Annotated in this window: 21 protein-coding genes and 1 pseudogene; 14 read left to right on the top strand and 8 right to left on the bottom strand. The window is 61.5% G+C overall.

What is annotated here, in order from left to right; all coding sequences use genetic code 11:
• Window positions 1-96: 96 nt before the first annotated feature.
• The 3 genes from GKR99_05725 to GKR99_05715 are packed head-to-tail and all read right to left on the bottom strand — an operon-like array spanning window position 97 to window position 2,922.
• Window positions 97-834 (bottom strand): SDR family NAD(P)-dependent oxidoreductase, encoded by a 738-nt coding sequence (locus GKR99_05725; protein ID NKB27062.1) that lies wholly within the window; start codon window positions 832-834, stop codon window positions 97-99.
• A gap of 58 nt (window positions 835-892) precedes the next feature.
• Window positions 893-1,648, bottom strand: a complete 756-nt coding sequence (locus GKR99_05720; GenBank protein NKB27061.1) for a DUF1365 family protein — start codon at window positions 1,646-1,648, stop codon at window positions 893-895.
• Window positions 1,645-2,922: an FAD-dependent oxidoreductase gene (locus tag GKR99_05715; GenBank protein ID NKB27060.1), complete on the bottom strand. Its 1,278-nt coding sequence runs from the start codon at window positions 2,920-2,922 to the stop codon at window positions 1,645-1,647. The genes GKR99_05720 and GKR99_05715 overlap by 4 nt, the downstream gene beginning before the upstream one ends.
• A gap of 211 nt (window positions 2,923-3,133) precedes the next feature.
• Between GKR99_05715 and GKR99_05710 the strand changes: the two genes are divergently transcribed.
• From GKR99_05710 to GKR99_05700, 3 genes are all read left to right on the top strand, one after another.
• Window positions 3,134-3,649, top strand: a complete 516-nt coding sequence (locus tag GKR99_05710) for a sigma-70 family RNA polymerase sigma factor (protein NKB27059.1) — start codon at window positions 3,134-3,136, stop codon at window positions 3,647-3,649.
• A gap of 1 nt (window position 3,650) precedes the next feature.
• Entirely contained in the window at window positions 3,651-4,286 is a 636-nt protein-coding gene (locus GKR99_05705) for a transcriptional regulator (protein ID NKB27058.1), read from the top strand.
• Window positions 4,287-4,372: 86 nt separating this feature from the next.
• A complete protein-coding gene (locus tag GKR99_05700; GenBank protein NKB27057.1) occupies window positions 4,373-6,160 on the top strand; it encodes a M24 family metallopeptidase in 1,788 nt (595 codons plus the stop codon).
• A 42-nt stretch (window positions 6,161-6,202) separates the two neighbouring features.
• Here the strand turns inward: GKR99_05700 and GKR99_05695 are convergent, their stop codons facing one another.
• Complete coding sequence (locus tag GKR99_05695; protein ID NKB27056.1) at window positions 6,203-6,868, bottom strand: HAD hydrolase-like protein; 666 nt, start codon at window positions 6,866-6,868, stop codon at window positions 6,203-6,205.
• 125 nt (window positions 6,869-6,993) lie between these two features.
• Between GKR99_05695 and glmU the strand changes: the two genes are divergently transcribed.
• From glmU to GKR99_05680, 3 genes are read left to right on the top strand one after another with little or no spacing between them, the layout of a single operon-like run.
• Window positions 6,994-8,352 carry a bifunctional UDP-N-acetylglucosamine diphosphorylase/glucosamine-1-phosphate N-acetyltransferase GlmU gene (gene glmU / locus GKR99_05690; protein NKB27055.1) on the top strand — a complete coding sequence of 453 codons (1,359 nt, stop codon included), beginning with the start codon at window positions 6,994-6,996 and terminating at the stop codon, window positions 8,350-8,352.
• On the top strand, window positions 8,352-10,172 hold the full coding sequence (glmS, locus tag GKR99_05685) for a glutamine--fructose-6-phosphate transaminase (isomerizing) (protein ID NKB27054.1): 1,821 nt from the start codon (window positions 8,352-8,354) through the stop codon (window positions 10,170-10,172). The genes glmU and glmS overlap by 1 nt, the downstream gene beginning before the upstream one ends.
• The gene (locus GKR99_05680) at window positions 10,169-10,858 is read left to right on the top strand and encodes a DNA alkylation repair protein (protein NKB27053.1); all 690 of its coding nucleotides are present in this window, start codon (window positions 10,169-10,171) and stop codon (window positions 10,856-10,858) included. The genes glmS and GKR99_05680 overlap by 4 nt, the downstream gene beginning before the upstream one ends.
• Window positions 10,859-11,256: 398 nt before the next feature.
• On the opposite strand, the gene GKR99_05675 is transcribed toward GKR99_05680, so the two are convergent.
• Window positions 11,257-11,547 (bottom strand): hypothetical protein, encoded by a 291-nt coding sequence (locus tag GKR99_05675; protein NKB27052.1) that lies wholly within the window; start codon window positions 11,545-11,547, stop codon window positions 11,257-11,259.
• A 20-nt stretch (window positions 11,548-11,567) separates the two neighbouring features.
• On the opposite strand from GKR99_05675, the pseudogene GKR99_05670 reads away from it, so the two are divergent.
• Window positions 11,568-12,526, top strand: a pseudogene (locus GKR99_05670) (IS630 family transposase).
• Between the two features lie 586 nt (window positions 12,527-13,112).
• On the opposite strand, the gene GKR99_05665 reads toward GKR99_05670, so the two are convergent.
• Entirely contained in the window at window positions 13,113-14,021 is a 909-nt protein-coding gene (locus GKR99_05665; GenBank protein NKB27051.1) for an FAD-dependent thymidylate synthase, read from the bottom strand.
• Between the two features lie 209 nt (window positions 14,022-14,230).
• Between GKR99_05665 and GKR99_05660 the strand changes: the two genes are divergently transcribed.
• From GKR99_05660 to GKR99_05630, 7 genes are all read left to right on the top strand, one after another.
• Window positions 14,231-14,839: a hypothetical protein gene (locus tag GKR99_05660; protein NKB27050.1), complete on the top strand. Its 609-nt coding sequence runs from the start codon at window positions 14,231-14,233 to the stop codon at window positions 14,837-14,839.
• Between the two features lie 3 nt (window positions 14,840-14,842).
• Window positions 14,843-15,199 (top strand): hypothetical protein, encoded by a 357-nt coding sequence (locus tag GKR99_05655; GenBank protein ID NKB27049.1) that lies wholly within the window; start codon window positions 14,843-14,845, stop codon window positions 15,197-15,199.
• 104 nt (window positions 15,200-15,303) lie between these two features.
• A complete protein-coding gene (locus tag GKR99_05650; GenBank protein NKB27048.1) occupies window positions 15,304-16,167 on the top strand; it encodes a hypothetical protein in 864 nt (287 codons plus the stop codon).
• 45 nt (window positions 16,168-16,212) lie between these two features.
• Complete coding sequence (locus tag GKR99_05645) at window positions 16,213-16,770, top strand: hypothetical protein (protein NKB27047.1); 558 nt, start codon at window positions 16,213-16,215, stop codon at window positions 16,768-16,770.
• Window positions 16,770-17,645, top strand: a complete 876-nt coding sequence (locus tag GKR99_05640; GenBank protein ID NKB27046.1) for a DUF817 family protein — start codon at window positions 16,770-16,772, stop codon at window positions 17,643-17,645. Before GKR99_05645 ends, GKR99_05640 begins: the two co-directional genes overlap by 1 nt.
• A 33-nt stretch (window positions 17,646-17,678) precedes the next feature.
• Window positions 17,679-18,107, top strand: a complete 429-nt coding sequence (locus GKR99_05635; protein NKB27045.1) for a lactoylglutathione lyase — start codon at window positions 17,679-17,681, stop codon at window positions 18,105-18,107.
• Entirely contained in the window at window positions 18,107-18,850 is a 744-nt protein-coding gene (locus GKR99_05630) for a DUF1194 domain-containing protein (GenBank protein ID NKB27044.1), read from the top strand. The genes GKR99_05635 and GKR99_05630 overlap by 1 nt, the downstream gene beginning before the upstream one ends.
• On the opposite strand, the gene GKR99_05625 is transcribed toward GKR99_05630, so the two are convergent.
• Together GKR99_05625 and GKR99_05620 are read right to left on the bottom strand one after the other, a co-directional pair.
• On the bottom strand, window positions 18,844-19,341 hold the full coding sequence (locus GKR99_05625; GenBank protein ID NKB27043.1) for a winged helix DNA-binding protein: 498 nt from the start codon (window positions 19,339-19,341) through the stop codon (window positions 18,844-18,846). The two genes, GKR99_05630 and GKR99_05625, sit on opposite strands and share 7 nt — an antisense overlap.
• Before the next feature lie 95 nt (window positions 19,342-19,436).
• A complete protein-coding gene (locus tag GKR99_05620; GenBank protein ID NKB27042.1) occupies window positions 19,437-19,691 on the bottom strand; it encodes a succinate dehydrogenase assembly factor 2 in 255 nt (84 codons plus the stop codon).
• Window positions 19,692-19,712 lie beyond the last annotated feature (21 nt).

Raw genomic sequence — 19,712 nt, 5'->3', positions numbered from 1 at the left:
ATATCGTCTTTCTTGCTGGAATTTCCGGGCCTTGCAGGAATCGCGAGCGTGCATCCGGCAGCAACGCCTGCTCAAACTGGCACTCACCTGGCCCGCTCATTTCGCAAGCCGCCCGGTAAGCGGCAAAAGCGCCCAATAGGGCAAGGCCGAAAGCAGTTTCATCAGATAGGTCATGCGCCTGGGGAAATGCACCTCGAACCGGCGCCCGTTCAGCCCTTTGATGATGGCCTCGGCTGCGGCCTCAGTGGAAATCAGGAACGGCATCTGGAAATCATTGCGCCCCGTCAGGCGGGTTTCCACGAAGCCCGGATTGATCAGGCGGACGTCGATCCGGCCCGCCAGTTCGCCACGCAGGGATTCGGTCAGATTGATCACAGCGGCCTTGGTCGCGGAATAGATCTGCCCCTGTGGCAGCCCGGTGAACCCCGCAGATGACCCGCACATCGCCAATTGCCCACCGGCGCGCAGCACCTGCGGCGCAAGCTGCGCCACATGAAAGCTGCCCGTCAGATTGACCGAGACGATTTTGGCCGCCATTTCGGGATCAAGGTCACTGATCTGGCCCGGATCATAGATCGCCGCCAGATGAACCACACGGTCTGGCGTGCCGATCTGTCGAATCTGGTCAGCGGCCGCCGCGAGACTTCCCCGATCAGCAACGTCCAGCGGCAAGGCCACATGCCCGTTACCCAACTCCCTCGCCAGCGCCGTCAACTTGTCGGCCGAACGTGCCGACAGCACCAGCCGCACGCCGCGCCCGGCCCATGCGCGCGCCAGCGCAGCACCAATGCCATCGGACGCGCCGATGATCCAGATCAGCTCAGGCTGCGTCATGGCGCGACCTTTCCGAGCATTGCGTTGATGCGCAGGCTGTTGTGCTTCGGGCGGGCCATCAGGAAACCTCGGACTCGGGTGGCACCGGCGCCGGGCGATACCGCGCGCCTTTCAGCTTCAGCTTCAGCGCCTGCCAATAGATCAGGCCGATGGTGCGCAGCGCGCCCATCGGTCTGCGCAGGCTGGCCCGCAACAGGCCCGCATTCGTCATCGGTGCGCGCGGGCCTGACAGGGTAGCGACCACGCCATCGGGCCCATTGCGATGGACGATCCGGATCGCGATTTGATCCGCACGGACGTCAAATCCGAACCTATACCCCCCGGCGACATCCTGAAACTGCGACACATGCAGCCGTTTTGGCGCCTCCATCCGGCTGTCAGGCTTGATTTCCGCAAATTCCGGCAGGCTGCAAAGATAGGAATGCCGATCCCCAAAGGGGGTAGAGACCTCGGCGATCACCGCAACCAGCGCCGCTCCGCGCATGGCCAGCCAGAAGCTGACCGGATTGAATACATAGTTCATGAACCGCGGCTGCGTCAGCAGCAGCAGACGGATATCAGACCCCTCCAACCCACGCTCTGCCAACACCTCACGCGCCCAATCCGCGCCGCGCCCGGCTTTCAGCGGACCGCCGTGGTCCTTGTCATGCACGGAAAACAGGTTCATGCGATTGCGCGAAAACAACCACGGCCCGCGCGTGCGGACCTCTGGGTCGATCAGCACATAATCAACACCATAGCGAAAGCTGTTGCGGATCACCCCGGCGCGCGCATGGGTTGTCACACCGACAATATGTACCGGCCGATGGGTCATGCGAACTGGCGATCCATCTGCGTGGCAATCCGCTGTGCGCTGGCGAACCCGTCCTCGTGGAACCCGTGCCCGGTATAGGCGCCCGCAAACCAAGTGTTGTTCTGGCCCTGCAATTCCTGCAACTGACGCTGCGCCGTCAGCGCGCCGGTGTCGAACACCGGATGGCGAAAATTGGTCTGGTCATAAATCATCTCGTCCGGCACCTGCCGCGTCGGGTTCAGCGACACGAACAGCGGATCACCTTCCGGTATATTCTGCAAACGGTTCATCCAATAGGTGACGCCGATGGCAGGTTCGGGTCTTGTGGTGTCAGACTTGTAAACCCAGCTGGACCAGACCGCCTTGCGGCGCGGCATCTGGCTGGTGTCCCGGTGCAGGATCATCTGGTTGTCCTGAAAACGGATCGCGCCAAGGGCCGCACGTTCCTGCGCACTCGGGCGCGCCAGCAGACGCAGCGCCTGATCTGCGTGGCAGGCGAATATCACCTGATCGAACGGCGCATCGGCGCCTGCCGCCGTGCGCACAACGCTCTGCCCGCCGTCACGAACCACCGCATCCACCGCAGAATGCGTGCGGATCGCAACACCGCGCCCGCGCAGATGATGCTCCAGCCGCCGCACATATTCGATACTGCCGCCGTCCACCGTCCACCACTGGTGCTGTCCGAAGGTATTGAGCAATGCGTGGTTTCGAAAGAACTGGACCAGCGTCTTTGCGGGGAACGAGCGGATCTCGTCCGGCGGAGTTGACCAGATCGCGCCACAGAACGGCATCAGGTAAAAGCGCTGGAACCACTCCCCCAGGCGCAAAAGCTCCATCAGTTCTCCGACCGTGGTGCTGTCGTCAATCGCCGCCGATTCCGCACGTCGGTTGAACCGCAGGATATCGCGCAGCATCCGCGCAAACCCTGGCCGGATAAGATTGCGCCGCTGCGCTGTCAGCGAACGAAAGCCCAGCCCATACTCGATCTCTCCGTCATTGATCGACGCCCCGAAGCTCATCTCGCTTTTCGCGACCGGCACGCCGAGGTCTTTGAACATCCGTGTCAGATGCGGATAGTTGGCATAGTTGAAGACGATAAAACCGGTATCCACAGGCTGTGTGCCCCGCAGCCCGGCCATGACGGTGCGCGCATGGCCGCCCAGCTTCGGGGCCGCTTCGTACAGCGTCACCGCATGATGGGGCGACAACAGATAGGCGGCGGCAAGCCCTGAAATGCCCCCGCCGATGATGGCAACGCGTTGCGGGACGATGGGCATGGCGTCAAATGACATGATGGCTCCGGGGTTGGTGTTCCTTGGAATTACGTCCCGGAGTCCTTTTCGGATCATTTTTGATCCATATTCTGCGGCAGCCCGTATAGAGGTCATGTTGACCGCAACCCTAAAGCCCCGACAGTCCCGGCATTGCCCCATGAAGCGTTCGCGAAAGGAAATCAAACAGGTGACGAAGCCGTCCCCCGACGTTTCCCCGCTGACCTCGCTGATGTTGGCGGTGCGCGACAGGCGCGATCGCGCCGCTTTTGCCGAATTGTTTGACCACTTCGCACCGCGCCTGAAGGGGTTCATCATGCGGTCCGGCACCGGGTCCGGTCAGGCGGAAGAGATTGTGCAGGACGTCATGCTGACTGTCTGGCGCAAGGCCGAACAATTCGATCCGGCCCGCGCCCAGGTCTCGGCCTGGGTGTACCGGATTGCCAGAAACCGGCAGATTGACGTGATCCGCAAGGAGCAGCGGCCCATGCCCGAAGATCTGGACCCTGTCCCCGATAGCGAACCGGATGCGGGCCAGATCGTCGCCATAGAACAAGAAGCCAGCCATCTGAAAAAGGCCCTGAAGAAACTAAAACCCGCCCAGCGGACCATGATCGAGAAAGCTTACCTTGGCGAACTGTCGCATCAGGAAATCAGCGATCAGACCGGCCTGCCCCTGGGAACGATAAAATCGCGGATCCGGCTTGGGCTGGACCGCCTGCGCCACGATTTGAAGGACATGCGCTAAGATGACCGCAATAACCCACCACACGCCCGACGCAATTCTGGCAGCCTATGCAGCCGGTAACCTGCCCGGCCCGTTCAGCCTCGTCGTGGCCGCTCATATCTCGCTGTGCCTGGAATGCCGCGCCAGTTTTGAGGCGCATCAAGCCGCCGGAGGTGCAGTGCTTGAAACCACCCGCGCCGAGGGTCTGTCGGCCGATCTGAAAGCGTCGGTTCAGGATCAACTGGATACCCCGGTCGCGCCATCGCGCAGCTTTCAAAGATCCGGCGCCTATCCCGGCCCGGTGATGGAGGCGCTGAAAGGCAAGCCGCCGCGCTGGAAATCCCTTGGGCTGGGCGTGCGCCAGTGCATTGTGTCGTCCGGGGCCGAAGGCTCGGTCCGCTTGCTGCAAATTCCGCCCGGACAGGCGGTGCCGGACCACAGCCACAATGGCTTGGAACTGACGCTGGTTCTGCAGGGCAGTTTCAGTGACGAAACGGGCCATTTCGGCGTCGGCGACATGGAAGTTGCGGATCACGACCTGGAACATACGCCAATCGCCGGGGCGGGCGATGCCTGCATCTGCCTTGCGGCAACGGATGCGCCTTTGAAGTTCAACGCGCTGCTGCCCAGAATTCTGCAGCCGATCTTTCGGATCTGACGCAGCCCAACAGCCACCGTGCAAAATGGTTGCCAATCCGCGCCATTCACGATTCTCTGGCAACATCTCAGCGAAAGCCCCCCAAGATGTTCCAGACATTCGACGCCCCGACCAGCCCCGATCAAGGCCCCCCACGGCTGAGCGCGCTGCGCGATCAGATCGCAGCCGAGGGGCTGGACGGCTTCCTTGTCCCGCGCGCCGATGCCCACCAGGGAGAGTATGTCGCCGACCACGATCAGCGCCTGGCCTGGTTGACCGGGTTCACCGGGTCAGCCGGGTTTGCCGCGGTTCTGGCCGATGTCGCGGGCGTCTTCATTGACGGCCGTTATACGCTTCAGGTACGCGATCAGGTCGCCGATGTGTTCACGCCGGTCAGTTGGCCGGCCACCAAACTGGGCGACTGGCTGGCCGCGCAATTGCCGGATGGCGGGCGTGTCGGCTTTGATCCCTGGCTGCATACCCGCGCCGAAATTGATGCCACCGCCAAAGCAGCCCCAAATATCGATCTGGTCCCCACCGACAACCTTGTTGATCGCATCTGGCCCGATCAGCCCGCGCCGCCCGACGGCAAAGCCATCCCCTATCCGATTGAGTTTGCGGGCGAAAAATCCGGTGACAAGCGCAAGCGCATTGCCGCAACCCTTAAGAAAGACGGTCAGCGCGCCGCCGTCCTGACGCTGCCTGACAGCATCTGCTGGCTGCTGAACATCCGCGGGTCCGACGTGACCCGAACGCCACTGGTCCACGCCTTCGCCATCCAGCACGACGACGGGCGTGTGGCGTTGTTCGCCGACCCGGCAAAATTCAGCGACCTTGGCCCCGACCCCGCGGTCGACGTTTCGCCACCCTCGGACTTCGCCCCGGCCCTTGCGCACCTGACCGGGCCCGTTCGGATGGACCGAAATACCGCCCCGGTCGCGGTCTGCGATGCGCTGAAGACCGCCGGGATCGAGGTTGCATGGGCCGATGATCCTTGTGTCTTGCCCAAGGCCCGCAAGAACGAAACCGAACTGGCCGGCACCCGTGATGCCCACCTGCGCGACGGGGCCGCGATGGTCGAATTCCTTGCCTGGCTGGACCGCGAAGCCCCCGAAGGTGGTCTGACCGAGATTGACGTCGTCACAGCGCTGGAAGGATTTCGCAGCGGCACGAACGAGCTGCGCGACATTTCATTCGACACCATCGCCGGTGCCGGGCCCAACGGGGCCATTGTGCATTACCGCGTCACCCATGACACCAACCGCCCCGTGAAACCGGGTGAGTTGCTGCTGGTCGACTCAGGCGGCCAGTATCTGGACGGGACCACCGATATCACCCGCACCGTGGCCATTGGCACGCCCCGCCCCGATCACATCGCCTGTTTTACCCGCGTGCTGCGCGGCATGATCGCAATCAGCCGCCTGCGGTTTCCACGCGGGTTGGCAGGGCGCGACCTTGACGCGGTTGCGCGCGCGCCGCTGTGGACGGCAGGGCAGGATTACGACCACGGAACCGGCCACGGCGTGGGCACGTTCCTAAGCGTTCACGAAGGCCCGCAGCGCCTGGCCCGCACCGGCGAAGTGCCCTTCGAACCCGGCATGATCCTGTCCAACGAACCCGGCTATTACCGTACAGGCGATTTCGGCATCCGCATCGAAAATCTGATCATCGTGCAGAATGCGCGCCCGCTGGACGGCGCGGATGACCGCGACATGCTGGGCTTTGAAACCCTGACCTTCGCCCCCATCGACCGCCGCCTGATCGACCCCGCCCTGATGACGGGCGAAGAGGTTACCTGGCTGAACGCCTATCACGCCGAGGTCCGCGACAAGATCGCCCCCCGCGTCAGCGCCGAGGCGTTGGAGTGGCTGGACCAGGCAACAAGACCGGTCTGAGGTGGGCGCGCAGATGCAAGACGGCAGGCATAAGCTCTGACTTCAGCCAAGCAGCCCCGCCACCACAGATTGCAATTCATCATAATGATCCAGCAGGCCTTCGGGCTGCATCGCCTCAACCGCGCGTCCGTTCGGCCCGAAGGTGACCAGAACGCAAGGCACACCCGCCGCCGCCGCCGTCTTGCGATCAGTCATCGTGTCGCCGATCAGAACCGAATCGATCACCTTGCCACCGGCACGCTCGACCGAGGCGACATAGGGCGCCGGGTCCGGCTTGCTGACCGGGAATGACCCCGCCCCCACCAGCGAGGCAAAAAGATCCCGCACGCCCAGCCGGCGCATCAGATCCTCGGCCAGTGCGGTTGGTTTGTTGGTGCAGATGCCGACCGCATAGCCTGCGTCCCGCAGCCCGGTCACAGCAGCCTCGGCCCGCGGATAAAGCCGCGTGTGCCGGTCGATATCGCGGGCGTAATGGTCAATCAAAACCGGGTAATCCGCACTGATCTGATCTTCGTCCGCGTCCCGCCCCAGCCGGGAATAACCCAACCGCAGCATCGCCCGCCCGCCGCCAAATGCGGTCGCCTTGTCGGCCACCGGGTCCAGCGGGCTGCCAAACCCATGCCCAACAAAGGTAGCATTGGCCGCCGCAATCAGATCGTCGCCGGTGTCCGCCAACGTCCCGTCCAGATCAAATATCACCGTCCGCAAATCACCCCTTCCGGCAGGTTCCCGCCGGGGTGCTGTAACCCACCGACATGAGTTTTGACACCACGAAGGCTTGCGGGGCGGCTGATTGCGGCTAGAAAGCACTGAAAAAAAGCAAAGGGGCAGGCATGGCCACCAATCTGATCGTTCTGGCCGCCGGGCACGGCACACGCATGCAATCGGACACACCAAAGGTGCTGCATCAGGTTGCGGGGCTGGAGTTGTTCGCCCATGCGCTGACCTCGGGCGCGGCGCTGGAACCTGTCGCGCAGGTTCTGGTGATCGGCGCAGGCGCGGATCAGGTGAGGAGTGCCGCGCAAGCGTTTGATCCGGAGATAAAAACCGCAATTCAAGACCCCCCGCAAGGAACCGGCGACGCTGTGCGCTGCGGCCTGACAGCCTTGGATGGCCTTGGCGGCGACGCGGTCGTCCTCTATGCCGACACACCGTTCATTCGCGCCGAGACGCTGGCCCGCATGGCCCGGGCGCGCAGCGCTGGAAGTGACGTCGTGGTTCTGGGGTTCGAGGCCACAGACCCCGCACGTTATGGTCGGCTGGTGACACAGGGGGATCGGCTGGAACGGATTGTGGAATACAAAGATGCATCAGATGAGGAACGCGCCATAACCCTTTGTAACAGCGGCGTTATAATGGCCGATTGCGCCTTGATGGCTGACCTTTTGTCCGAGGTGACGAATGACAACGAAAGCGGCGAATATTATCTGACCGACATTGTCGGTATCGCCTGCGCACGCGGGTTGACAGCGACGGCCGTGACCTGCCCCGAAGATGAAACCCTTGGCATCAATTCCCGCGCCGACCTGGCCAAAGCGGAAGCGGTGTTTCAATCCCGCGCCCGCGCCGCAGCGCTGGACGATGGCGTGACCCTGATCGCGCCGGAAACCGTTTATATCTCATACGATACGGTCATTGGCCGCGATGCGCTGATCGAACCAAACGTGGTTTTCGGGCCCGGAGTCACGGTCGAAACCGGGGCGACAATCCGCGCATTTTCGCATCTGGAAGGCTGTCACGTGGCACGCGATGCCGTGGTCGGCCCCTATGCGCGCCTGCGTCCCGGCGCCGAATTGTCCGAAGGGGCGAAAGTTGGGAATTTCGTCGAGATCAAGAATGCCACCCTGGGTGAGGGCGCGAAGGTCAATCACCTCAGCTATGTCGGCGACGCCTCGGTCGGGGCGGCGGCGAATATCGGTGCTGGCACGGTGACCTGCAATTATGACGGCGTCTCCAAACACCGGACCGAGATCGGCGCGCGCGCCTTCATCGGATCCGACACGATGCTGGTTGCGCCGGTAAAGGTTGGCGATGACGCGATGACGGCGACCGGATCGGTGATCACTAGTGACGTGCCAGACGGGGCGCTGGCCGTGGCCCGCGCACGGCAGGAAACAAAGCCGGGGCTGGCCAGACGGATGTTCGAAAAGCTCAGGTCCGCCAAGGCGAAACGCGAAGAAAGCAGCAAATAATGTGTGGAATTGTCGGTATTCTTGGGGATCATGAGGCGGCTCCGATCCTGTTGGAGGCGCTGAAACGGTTGGAATACCGCGGTTATGACTCCGCCGGGATCGCGACCGTTCGCGACGGACATCTGGATCGCCGCCGCGCCGTCGGCAAGCTGGTGAACCTGTCGGATCATCTGGTCCACGAACCACTGTCAGGCCGCGCCGGAATTGGCCACACGCGGTGGGCCACCCATGGTGCGCCAAGCGTGTCGAACGCGCATCCCCACCGCGCCGGACCCGTCGCCGTTGTGCACAATGGAATAATCGAGAATTTCCGAGAATTACGGGCCGATCTTCAAGCATCAGGTTCAACCTTTGAAACCGAAACCGACACCGAAACCGTGGCGCTGCTGGCCGAGCGCTTTCTGGGCGACAGCCTTGCCCCGGCAGAGGCTGCTTTTGCCACGCTCGACCAGCTGCAAGGTGCCTTCGCGCTCGCCTTTCTGTTCGACGGGCAGGACGACCTGATCGTGGCGGCACGCAAGGGGTCGCCGCTGGCCATTGGGCATGGGACGGGGGAAATGTATCTTGGGTCCGACGCAATGGCGCTGGCGCCGATGACTGACCGCATCACCTATCTGGAAGAAGGCGACCGCGCGGTCATCACCCGCGCTGGGGCGACGATCACCGATGCGGACGGGAGGCTGGTGAACCGTGAGGTGCGGCAAGTCTCGCTGGATGCCGGTCAGGTCGAAAAGGGCGGTCACAAGCATTTCATGGCCAAGGAAATCGCCGAGCAGCCTTCGGTTTTGGCAGATACGATAGCGCATTACGCGCCAGATGATATTCAACAGGTAAACTTTGGCGACCAATCCGTTGATTTCAATGACTTCAACCGGATCATCATGGTTGCCTGCGGCACCGCTTTCCTGGCTTGTCAGACCGCGAAATACTGGATCGAACGGCTGGCGGGATTACCGGTCGAGGTCGATATCGCCTCGGAATTCCGCTATCGCGATGCGCCGGTTGGAGAGCGGACGCTGGCGATCTTTGTCAGCCAGTCGGGCGAAACCGCCGACACGCTGGCCGCCTTGCGCCACGTGCAGGGGCGCGCTCGGATCGCGGCGGTGGTGAACGTCACCGAAAGCTCCATCGCGCGCGAGGCGGACGTGGTGCTGCCGATCCACGCGGGGCGCGAGATTGGCGTCGCCTCGACCAAGGCGTTCACTTGCCAGCTGACGGTGCTGGCGCTGATGGCGCTGAAGGCGGGGCATGATCTGGGGCGGACCGACGGCCCAGGACTGGCCGCCCATCTGGACGATCTGCGCCGCCTGCCCGGATTGCTGAGCCATGCGTTGACCAAGGGCGAGGAAACCGCGCGGGTGTCACGGCGGCTGGCCGACGCCAGCGACATCCTGTTTCTGGGGCGAGGTCAGATGTATCCAATTGCTTTAGAGGGCGCTTTAAAGCTAAAAGAAATCAGTTATATCCATGCCGAAGGCTATGCATCAGGTGAACTGAAACACGGCCCCATCGCGCTGGTCGACGATACAGTGCCGATCATCGTCATGGCCCCGCGCGATGCGTTGTTCGACAAGACAGTCTCGAACATGCAGGAGGTGATGGCCCGGCGCGGAAAAGTGGTGCTGATCACGGATTCCGCCGGCGCGGGTATCGCCAGCGATGGCGCGTGGGAGGTGATCGTCATGCCCGAAGTGCCCGACCTGCTGGCCCCCATCGTCTATGCGGTGCCCGCACAACTGCTGGCCTATCACACCGCCGTCGCCAAGGGCACCGATGTGGATCAGCCGCGCAACCTCGCCAAATCGGTGACGGTGGAGTGACGCCCGAAGCAGCGATTGCCGAACTGGCGGACCACGCCCGCCCCGGCAAGGCAGAGGAGATGGCGGCCTATCACAAAGTCGATCGGCCCTATCTGGGTGTCGCCAATCCCGACATCGACGCCTGCGCCAAGCGGTGGCGCGCGGCGCTGGATCTGGACCAGCGGCTGGCGCTGACGGCGGGTCTTTGGGACAGCAATATTCACGAAGCGCGGGTGGCAGCGGCCAAACTGCTAACGCAGGCGCGTATTCGCCCCGATGACGGCGCGGCGTGGGATCTGATCGCCGGTTGGGTGCCGCAGTTCGACGCCTGGGCGATTGCCGATCATGCCGCTGGCGCGGGTGCCAAGCGACTGGTCTGGGATCCGGCGCGGCTGGACCGGGTTGAGGGCTGGACGACCAGCGATCATCTGTGGACCAAGCGCGCCGCGCTGGTGATGACCCTACCCTGGACCAAGCAGAACCACCCCAAACCGCAAGAGGTTGCGGCGCGTGAACGGGTGCTGGGTTGGGCGGCAGACTATGTGAGCGATCCTGAATGGTTCATCCAGAAGGCCGTCGCCTGGTGGCTGCGCGAGTTGTCCAAGCACGACGCGGACCGGGTGCGGCGATTTCTGGCTGCGCATGGCGAAGCGATGAAGCCCTTCGCCCGGCGTGAAGCGGGCAAGTATCTGGGCGAGGAAGGTTAGCGGCGCTGGGATGTATGAAGGCGGGCGGCCCGACAGCTTTCGTATTGGTGCGTGTTAGTGGGACGGAGCGCCGGTGAATTCAAGTGCTGTCGGTCGACTGAAACGATGTCCGAGAGAACCGTAACATGTTAGTAATTGGCCCACGCGCGGACGTTTGCGATCAACGGACTAGCCGGGCGAGCGCCTGACCGGGGGAAGGCGATGCTACATAGCTGTGTGGCAATTTATGGTTCAGCGTTAACTCTGACCCACGAAGCTTTCGCGACCCATCGAAATCGCCTGCCCTCGGGACGGTCAGGCGATCGCCCGGCGCCCTTGCGGGCTTGATTCCGGGCGAAGACGTGGGCGGGGGCAATGACCGCTCCGATCACAAAATGGCAGTCTGATTAGACGACGCCCTACCGATACGCTTCGCGCAACGCCCGCCGCATGATCTTGCCTGTCGCGGTCATCGGCAGGGCATCCGCCCGGATGATCCGACGTGGGGCAACGTGGGGGCTGATGCGGTCCCGGACCAGGGCGATCAGGTCACGCTCCAGCCCAGCCCACTCTGCCCCGTCGCGCAGAACGACATGGGCGACGACAACCTCGGTCCGGGCCGGATCGGGTACGCCAATGGCGGCGGCTAAAGCGTTTCGGCTTGAACCTGAATCGCGAGGGATTCCCTTGAGACCTGATCTGTGATTCATCCTGTTTGGGAGGATGGATCATGTCAGCACCTTTGCCATCTGCGCTTCGGATACGGTTTCAGAGATACATTGAAGAAGGGTTGAGCGGGCGCGCGGCGGCGTTGCGGTTGAAGCTGTCGCCTGCCACAGGCGCGCGGTGGGCGCGTCAGGTGAGGATGAAGGGTCATGCGGAACCTGCCCGGCAGGGACCGCCGCGCGGCAAGGGAAAGCTGGCTCCGCATCGGGAATTCTTTGAGGAGTTGATCGCACAAGACCCTGACATCACGCTCTTTGAGTTGCGTAATGCGCTGGCCGATGCAGAGGGTGTGCGGGTGCATCACTCCTCCATCGCCAACCTTCTGTCCCGGCTCGGCTTCACGTACAAAAAAAGTCGCTGGTCGCAACCGAGCGCCGCCGCGCCAAGGTAAGGCAGCAACGGGCCGACTGGTTCAGATACCGCTCGCCAGCCATTGCGACCTTTCCTGAGCGCGTTGTCTTTATTGACGAAACCGCAGTGAAGACAAACCTCACGCGCCTACGCGGCAGAGCCAAGCGCGGTAAGCGCCTGACGATGGATGCGCCCTTCGGAAGCTGGGGAACCCAAACCTTGATCGCGGGCCTGACCCAAGGCGCGCTGATCGCACCTTGGGTCATCAAGGGAGCGATAGATGGCCCCGCCTTCGCGGCCTACATCCGCGAAGTGCTGGTCCCCGAGATCAACCCCGGCACTGTCGTCATTCTCGACAACCTGGCAACCCACCGGAATAAGGAGGCGACGCAGGCTTTACGCAATCACGGCTGCTGGTTCCTTTACCTGCCACCGTACTCGCCCGACCTGAATCCCATCGAGCAGGCCTTCTCTAAACTGAAAGCCCATTTGCGACGGATCGGGGCCAGGTCCTTTACCCAGGTCTTCGAAGCAATCGGAGCAATCTGCGATCTCTACGACCCAGTAGAATGCTGGAACTACTTTAAGGCCGCCGGATATGTCTCAGGTTAATGTCGAAACGCTTTAGAGTCTTCACCTACAAACACAAATGTACCAGGGCTACCATCAAACAAAAAGCGATGGTGTTTCTCAAACATGTCTCTTGCATCAAATAGTCTGGTAAAAAGCGACAATGCAATCGCGCGCCGCGCCTTAAAGTCCGACTTTTCCTTGGAAGATTCTTGATGGGAAATAGCCAGTAGTACAGATGCTAGAGCAACTGATCCCGAAATTACTCCACCAATTACCGCGCCAATTACAGCTCTATCAAAAAACGAAGATCCGCTATTGTCGGATTGTGTTGAAAAACTCCGAAATCAGAGCGTCGCGGATTTCTTGCGAAAACCTATGAAGCGAAATAGTCGGAAAGCTTTGACCACGAGACAGCGCATGGCTGCGCGTGAGCGCATGTAGGCGATTTGGGCCGACCCCCGCGCCAAAAATTTAGGATCGGGCTGCATGGAAAGAAAAATCATCGTTCAGGCCCTAAAACGGAGTTTTTCAACACAATCGTCGCCAAGCAATAGTACGACAAGTATTGTTGCAACCACGCCAATGGTCACACCAAGCGCGAATTTCCCATTTAGTAAGAGCCAGTTCACCTTGCGATTGTTCCCTCAAACTCCCGCCATTCCCCCTTGCTCATGCCCGAGGTCTCCTGCGTGACCTCTTCCCCCGCCAGCATCCGCTTGACGCATTCCAGACCGGTCGCGCTCAACTGTGCGCCGCCCATGCGGTAATCCTCGAACGCCGAATAGGCATGCGGGACCCAGTCGGCGACGACTTTGGCGATCGCCTCGGCGTAGACGCGGATTTCGTATTGCGCGTGGGCGTCGGCGCGCAGGCGCAGGAAGTGGAACAGGTTGTGCAGGTCCACTTTCCAATACCATTGGGTATAGACGTTGGCGGGCAGGTTCATCCGCGCCAACTCGCGCGCCAGGCCCTGCTGGCCGTCCTGTGACAGCATCGCCTCATAATGATCATAGGCGGTATCGGCGTCGTCGCGCAGCATTCCCAGGACGCGCGCGGCCTCCTCCCCCTCCAGCACGGCGCCGCGGCCCTGGTTGTTGACCTCGGACTGTGCGGCCAGGTGTTCGGGCGCGGGGATGTAGAATTCGCGGTCCAGGATCGAATAGCGGGCGGAATATTCGTTCACATTCGCCGTGCGGTGGCGGATCCACTGGCGCGCCACGAAGACAGGCAGTTTCACGTGCAGTTTGATCTCGCACATCTCGAAAGGCGTCGAATGCCAGTGCCGCATCAGATAGCGGATCAACCCGGCGTCATTCTGCACGTGCTTGGTGCCCGCGCCGTAACTGACCCGCGCCGCCTGAACGATGGCGCTGTCGTCGCCCATATAGTCGACGACGCGGACCAGACCGTGGTCCAGAACGGGGATGGCGGTATGCAGATGCGCCTCGATCCCGGGGGCGGTGGCGCGATGCGTTGGTTGCGGGTTTGCGCGCAGATTTTCAATCTCGGCGGCTTGTTCTGGTGTCAGTGGCATGAATTGATTCTCTCCCCTAGGGCTGCGCGTGGCACACTTTATATTGGTTCTGCTGGAACGTCAGCCTCTAGATACGGTAGGGAAAAGCGCGATGTTTTAGCACCACTCTGCCATGGAAGCGTTTGATCATAATTGACTTTTTCCAACATCCGGCGAAACCTGACCTCCAAAAATAAGAACACTCTCGAGGCAGACGGAGCAAGAAAACAGTGAAAAAGATTCTGGGCATATTGTCCCTGGCTGCGGCCGGGGGACTGGCAGCATGTGATGGCAACCCGCTGATACCAGCGGCTGCGGTCGCCCCCGGTGCAGGGGGCGGCGCAGGCGGTGGCACAGGTGGTGGCGTCGGCGGAGGCTCTGGCCTGCCACCGGGCACCGCAAGTCCGGTTGCAACCGGCGCCATCTTCCGCATGGAAGACGGCAGTGCGGCGCAGACATTCGTTTATGATGATGCGAATGATGAATTCACGATCGACAACCTGCCCTTCGATGGCAACGACAACCTATATGTCCGTGTTCCGGGACCAGGCACGATAGGCAATCCGGTGGTCACGTTGGATCCCAACGTTGCGTTACCGCATCAGTTCGCTGTTTACGACAACGATTCCGGCGTGAACGCCTACAAACTGGTCTATGGCGTCGGCACCAGCACCCAGACACGTTTCGCCATCGTGCGCAGCCCATCCTATACCGATTATGGCTTTGGCGGCTTTGTCTACGAACGCGATGGGTCAGTCGCGATCCCGCAAGGCGGCAGCGCGGACTTCACCGGCGAATACGCGGGTATCCGCAATTTCGACAGCCAGGGTGGGGTTTAGCTTGTGGACGGAGATATCCTGATCAATGTCGACTTTGAGGACCTCAACGCCGGCGATGCCGTTCAGGGCTTCATTACGGGTCGTAACGTTTATGATCCCGATACCGGCAATGTGCTGGTGGCCAATCTTCCAACGCTCACACTCAACACCGGATCAATCTCGGATGCGGGTGAGATCAGCGGCACGGCCAGCAGCGTCGATAGCGGTGGCGATCCATTCGAAACGGGTGAGTACTTCGGCATCATCTCGGGCACGAATGCGGATGAAATTGTTGGTATTGTGGTTGTCACCAGCGACAACCCCGGAACGGCAGGTGGCAAGATACAGGAAACCGGCGGTTTCCTGGCGAATTCGCCCTAAGCCAGAAATGGCCCGTACGTTCATCCGCCGCGGTCTGATCGCGGCGGTCATCTGCTCAGCGCAGGCGGCCGCCACGGCGCCGCATGTGCTGAGCAGATGACCAAATGCGGGTGCTTGCCGCGCAGACCCTGCAAGCGGGCGACACCAGCATGGCGCGCATTTTTGCCAAGGCGTTGCTGAAACGCGATGCAAAGGATGCCCAGGCCCGTCTGATCCTTGCCAGTGCCGAGGCACGCGATGGAAACATCGCTTCGGCAACGGCGAATGCCAAGCGCGCCCATGGCGACGCGCCGGATGACACGGGCAAGTATTACTCGGCCAGGCAGGTGGCGCATCTGCTTCATAAGGATGGCAAGCACACCCGCGCGGGTTGGTGGCTGCGCCGGTCCTATCAATTCGCCCCCGACGATGCGGCGGCAACCCGGTCGCAGCGCGATTTTCATATCGTCAAGGCGGCCAACCCTCTGACGATGAAGCTGAATTTCTCGACCAGCCCGACGTCCAACGTCAACAACGGGTCCAGCGCCGAGACCATTGAAATCTTTGGCCTTCCGTTCGCGCTTAGCCCCGATGCCCAGGCACTTTCGGGGTGGGAAACCACCTTGGGGCTGCGTGCGGATTACCGGTTCGACAACGGCGTTATTGCCGGGGTGTCGCTTGAAACTTCGGACAAGCGCCTGTCATCGGAAGCCAAGGATGCGGCACCGGGCGCAAAGGGGTCGGATTACGACACCGCATTGCTGGCCTTCCGGTTGGGCAAATCTTTCGATCTGGCCGACGGCAAGGTCTTCGGCGAGGCGAGCATCGGCCAAAGCTGGGTCGGCGGCAGCGAACTGTCGCATTATGCCGATTGTGTTGAAAAACTCCGAAATCAGAGCGTCGCGGATTTCTTGCGAAAACCTATGAAGCGAAATAGTCGGAAAGCTTTGACCACGAGACAGCGCATGGCTGCGCGTGAGCGCATGTAGGCGATTTGGGCCGACCCCCGCGCCAAAAATTTAGGATCGGGCTGCATGGAAAGAAAAATCATCGTTCAGGCCCTAAAACGGAGTTTTTCAACACAATCTGCCAAGCTTAGCGCCTATTGGCGGCGCCCGCTGGATCAGCGCACCAAATTCGGTTTTGGCGCAACTCTGGAACACTCCGTTCCGGATCGTGCGGGCGTGGCAACCACGACAACATTCGGGGTGACCGCCGACTGGATGCGCATGCAAGAGGGCGGCACATTGGCGTTCAACACCGGTTTCGCCGTCACCAAGGCCGATCTGGACGATTCCGAGAATACCGTTCTACAGCTGGGCGCGAATTGGAGCCCCAAACAAGAGGTTCTGGGCGGCAAGGCCACGATCTATGGCAAGCTGGAGTATCGCGATTTTCCCACCAGCGCGTTTGACCCCGATGGCCGACAGGATGCGGGCATCACAATCGGCGCGTCGCTGCATCTGACGCAATACGACTATATGGGTTTTGCGCCGACAATCGGGGTCGAAGCACGGCACGTCGCCTCGAACGTCGATCTTTATGACCGCGAAGAATACGGGTTGAGCATCGGGATCAAATCCAGCTTCTGATGAACCACCCCAACACAACGCGCCGGATCGAACGCCGCCTTGGCGACCGGGTTCGCGCCCGGCTGCCCGGCTGGTTTGGCGAATTCGTGATGTTCGTTCTGAAACAGGGCTGGGCGGCGCTGTTCGGGGGGGTGATGCTGGGCGCGATCATCGTGACCTCGGCCATCTGGCAGGACGGCTGGGCGCTGCGCCGCTATGACTTCCTGTTCCTCTTCGCGCTCAGCAATCAGGCGATCTTTCTGGCATTGCGGCTGGAAACCTGGGCCGAGGCACGGGTGATACTGCTGTTTCATCTGACCGGCACCGCGATGGAGGTTTTCAAGATCGCCGCCGGAAGCTGGGCCTATCCCGAAGCCGGTCTGTTCAAGCTTGCGGGTGTGCCGCTGTTTTCGGGGTTCATGTATGCCGCGGTCGGCAGCTATATGGCCCGCGTGATCCGCATTTTCGAGATGCGTTTTGCCCCCTATCCGCCGTTCTGGGCCACGCTGCTGCTGGCCATCGCGATCTACGTCAATTTCTTTGCGCATCACTTTGTGCCCGACATCCGGCTTGCCCTGTTCGCTGTGACGATCCTGATGTTTGCGCGCACGCGCATCTGGTTTTTCATCGGCGACACGGCGCGCTGGATGCCACTTCCGCTGGCGGCATTCCTGTCCAGTATCGCCTTGTGGGTGGCCGAAAATGTCGGGACGCTGACTGGCACCTGGGTTTATGCCGGGCAGGATCAGTTCCAACTGGTCAGCATTGCCAAGATGGGATCGTGGTACCTGTTGCTGTTTGTCGCCTTTGTCACCGTGACCCTTGTGGTACGCGGGCCGCTGTCGCGCGCGCGCCTGACCGCATCAGCCCTGTCCGCGGCGCGCACTCTGCCCTAGGTTGGCCGCGCAACAACAGCGGAGAGCCACGACATGACCCTCAGATACCTGCACACGATGGTGCGCGTTCTAGATCTTGACACCTCGATGGCGTTTTACCGGCTGCTTGGCCTGGAGGAGGTCAAGCGCCGTGACGATGAAGGCGGGCGTTACACCAATGTGTTCATGGGCGCCCCCGGACAGGAGGAGTGTCTGTTGGAACTGACCTATAACTGGGACGGCGATGACGGTTTGCCCGCAGACAGCCGCCATTTCGGCCACCTGGCCTACCGCGTTGGCAATATTTATGAGGTTTGCCAGCACCTTATGGACAATGGCGTCACCATCAACCGCCCGCCGCGCGACGGGAATATGGCGTTCGTACGCTCCCCCGACAATATCTCGATCGAGCTGCTTCAGGACGGCGACGCGCTGCCCCCGGCAGAACCCTGGGCCAGCATGGGCAACACCGGGCACTGGTGATGCTGCGCGCCGTTTTTCTGGCGCTGACGTTTTGGGCAAGCGCGGCGCAGGGTGCGTGCCGTCAATCGCTGGTTCTGGCGCTTGATGTCTCGGGCTCGGTAGATGGGCGCGAATATGTGCTTCAGCTGGAAGGGGTGGCCCGTGCGCTGGAAGACCCCGCCGTGCGGGCGGCATTGCTTGACATGCCTGCTTCCCCGGTGGCCTTGGCGGTGTTCGAATGGTCGGGCGGTTCGTATCAGCGGTTGATCCAGGATTGGATCAGCCTGACCTCGGGCGCGGATATCGCGCGGGTTGCCGAACGTCTGCGCCATTGGCGCCGTGCCCATGCCCCAGAAACGACGGCCCTTGGTGCGGCCATGGAGTTCGCCACAGCGCTGCAAAAGCGGGCGCCGGAATGTTGGCGGCAGGTTCTGGATATTTCAGGCGACGGGCGCAACAACGTCTGGCCCCGCCCGCGTGACGTGCGTGCCTCGGGCCGGTTGGGTGCGATGACGGTCAACGCGCTGGTGATCGCCCCGCCGCAGGCGGGCAACGCAGGCGCAAATGACGCGCAGGTCACCGCGCTGACGGACTATTTCCGGGCCGAGGTCCTGCACGGCCCCGACGCCTTTCTGGAAACCGCGCTGGGGTTTGAAGATTACGCTGATGCGATGGCGCGCAAGCTTCTGCGCGAGTTGCCCACCCTGCCTGTCGGGACCGCCCCGGTTCCTGGGGCTGACAGGCGATTTGCGGACGCTCAGTAGATGTACCTGATCTGATCCGACCAATAGCGTTCGACCCGCCGCAAAGAGACGTTGGTGTCTTCGATCCCATCCGGGCCAAGCACGCCGCGCGATTGCAGCCCTTCGGCGTGACGCGCAAACAGATCGTTGACGATCCCGCGCACCTCTCGCCCTTTTTCGGTGAGTTTGACACGGACCGAGCGGCGATCAATCTCGCAACGTTGATGATGCATGAATCCGGCATCGACCAGTTTCTTGAGATTATAGCTGACGTTTGACCCCTGATAGTAGCCGCGGGACTTAAGCTCTCCGGCAGTGACTTCATTGTCGCCGATGTTGAACAGCAACAGGGCCTGGACGGCGTTGATTTCCAGCTGTCCCAGACGCTCAAACTCATCCTTGATGACATCCAGCAACAAACGATGCAGCCGCTCGACCAGCGCGAGGCTGTCGAGGTACTGCCGCATAAACCCCGTATCGGGTGTCGCGCCCACCGCCTGGTGAATCGCCATGATACTCTCCGCCGAATGGTTCGGTTGCCAAACACTCGACGGAAAGTAAGAACAATCGGTTAAGGAATAACCTTTCGTTAAAATTTTCGCGGTAATTAGCGGCCGTTTGTGCGAATTTTGTCCATAAGTTGTTGATAACGTTCAGGCGTTTCGGCGCGCCCCGAGGCCCAGTCGTACAGGTCCTGGTCCATCTCTTCGAGCAGCAATTCATACAGATCCAGATCCTGGTCCGTTAACGCGGACAGATGCCAGTCGGCAAAACCGCCAAGAATCAGATCCATCTCTTTCATGCCGCGCCGCCAACTGCGCAGCCGGATACGTTTCTTCCGATCTTCCGCTGTCATTACCATGCCACTCTGCCCTTGATCCCG

It is taken from the genome of Paracoccaceae bacterium, assembly GCA_012103375.1.
In the GTDB taxonomy this organism is placed as follows: domain Bacteria; phylum Pseudomonadota; class Alphaproteobacteria; order Rhodobacterales; family Rhodobacteraceae; genus WLWX01.
The sequence above is the reverse complement of the archived record's forward strand: the minus strand, read 5'-3'. Positions and strand labels throughout refer to the sequence as shown.

What these genes read in the sequence shown, in the direction of transcription:
- GKR99_05710 (NKB27059.1), top strand. Translation starts at nt 3,134, where the DNA reads ATGTTGGCGGTGCGCGACAGGCGCGATCGCGCCGCTTTTGCCGAATTG.
- GKR99_05640 (NKB27046.1), top strand. Translation starts at nt 16,770, where the DNA reads ATGAACCACCCCAACACAACGCGCCGGATCGAACGCCGCCTTGGCGAC.
- glmS (NKB27054.1), top strand. Translation starts at nt 8,352, where the DNA reads ATGTGTGGAATTGTCGGTATTCTTGGGGATCATGAGGCGGCTCCGATC.
- glmU (NKB27055.1), top strand. Translation starts at nt 6,994, where the DNA reads ATGGCCACCAATCTGATCGTTCTGGCCGCCGGGCACGGCACACGCATG.
- GKR99_05630 (NKB27044.1), top strand. Translation starts at nt 18,107, where the DNA reads ATGCTGCGCGCCGTTTTTCTGGCGCTGACGTTTTGGGCAAGCGCGGCG.
- GKR99_05625 (NKB27043.1), bottom strand. Translation starts at nt 19,341, where the DNA reads ATGGCGATTCACCAGGCGGTGGGCGCGACACCCGATACGGGGTTTATG.
- GKR99_05715 (NKB27060.1), bottom strand. Translation starts at nt 2,922, where the DNA reads ATGTCATTTGACGCCATGCCCATCGTCCCGCAACGCGTTGCCATCATC.
- GKR99_05725 (NKB27062.1), bottom strand. Translation starts at nt 834, where the DNA reads ATGACGCAGCCTGAGCTGATCTGGATCATCGGCGCGTCCGATGGCATT.
- GKR99_05720 (NKB27061.1), bottom strand. Translation starts at nt 1,648, where the DNA reads ATGACCCATCGGCCGGTACATATTGTCGGTGTGACAACCCATGCGCGC.
- GKR99_05700 (NKB27057.1), top strand. Translation starts at nt 4,373, where the DNA reads ATGTTCCAGACATTCGACGCCCCGACCAGCCCCGATCAAGGCCCCCCA.
- GKR99_05645 (NKB27047.1), top strand. Translation starts at nt 16,213, where the DNA reads ATGGAAAGAAAAATCATCGTTCAGGCCCTAAAACGGAGTTTTTCAACA.
- GKR99_05650 (NKB27048.1), top strand. Translation starts at nt 15,304, where the DNA reads ATGCGGGTGCTTGCCGCGCAGACCCTGCAAGCGGGCGACACCAGCATG.
- GKR99_05620 (NKB27042.1), bottom strand. Translation starts at nt 19,691, where the DNA reads ATGGTAATGACAGCGGAAGATCGGAAGAAACGTATCCGGCTGCGCAGT.
- GKR99_05675 (NKB27052.1), bottom strand. Translation starts at nt 11,547, where the DNA reads ATGAATCACAGATCAGGTCTCAAGGGAATCCCTCGCGATTCAGGTTCA.
- GKR99_05635 (NKB27045.1), top strand. Translation starts at nt 17,679, where the DNA reads ATGACCCTCAGATACCTGCACACGATGGTGCGCGTTCTAGATCTTGAC.
- GKR99_05665 (NKB27051.1), bottom strand. Translation starts at nt 14,021, where the DNA reads ATGCCACTGACACCAGAACAAGCCGCCGAGATTGAAAATCTGCGCGCA.
- GKR99_05705 (NKB27058.1), top strand. Translation starts at nt 3,651, where the DNA reads ATGACCGCAATAACCCACCACACGCCCGACGCAATTCTGGCAGCCTAT.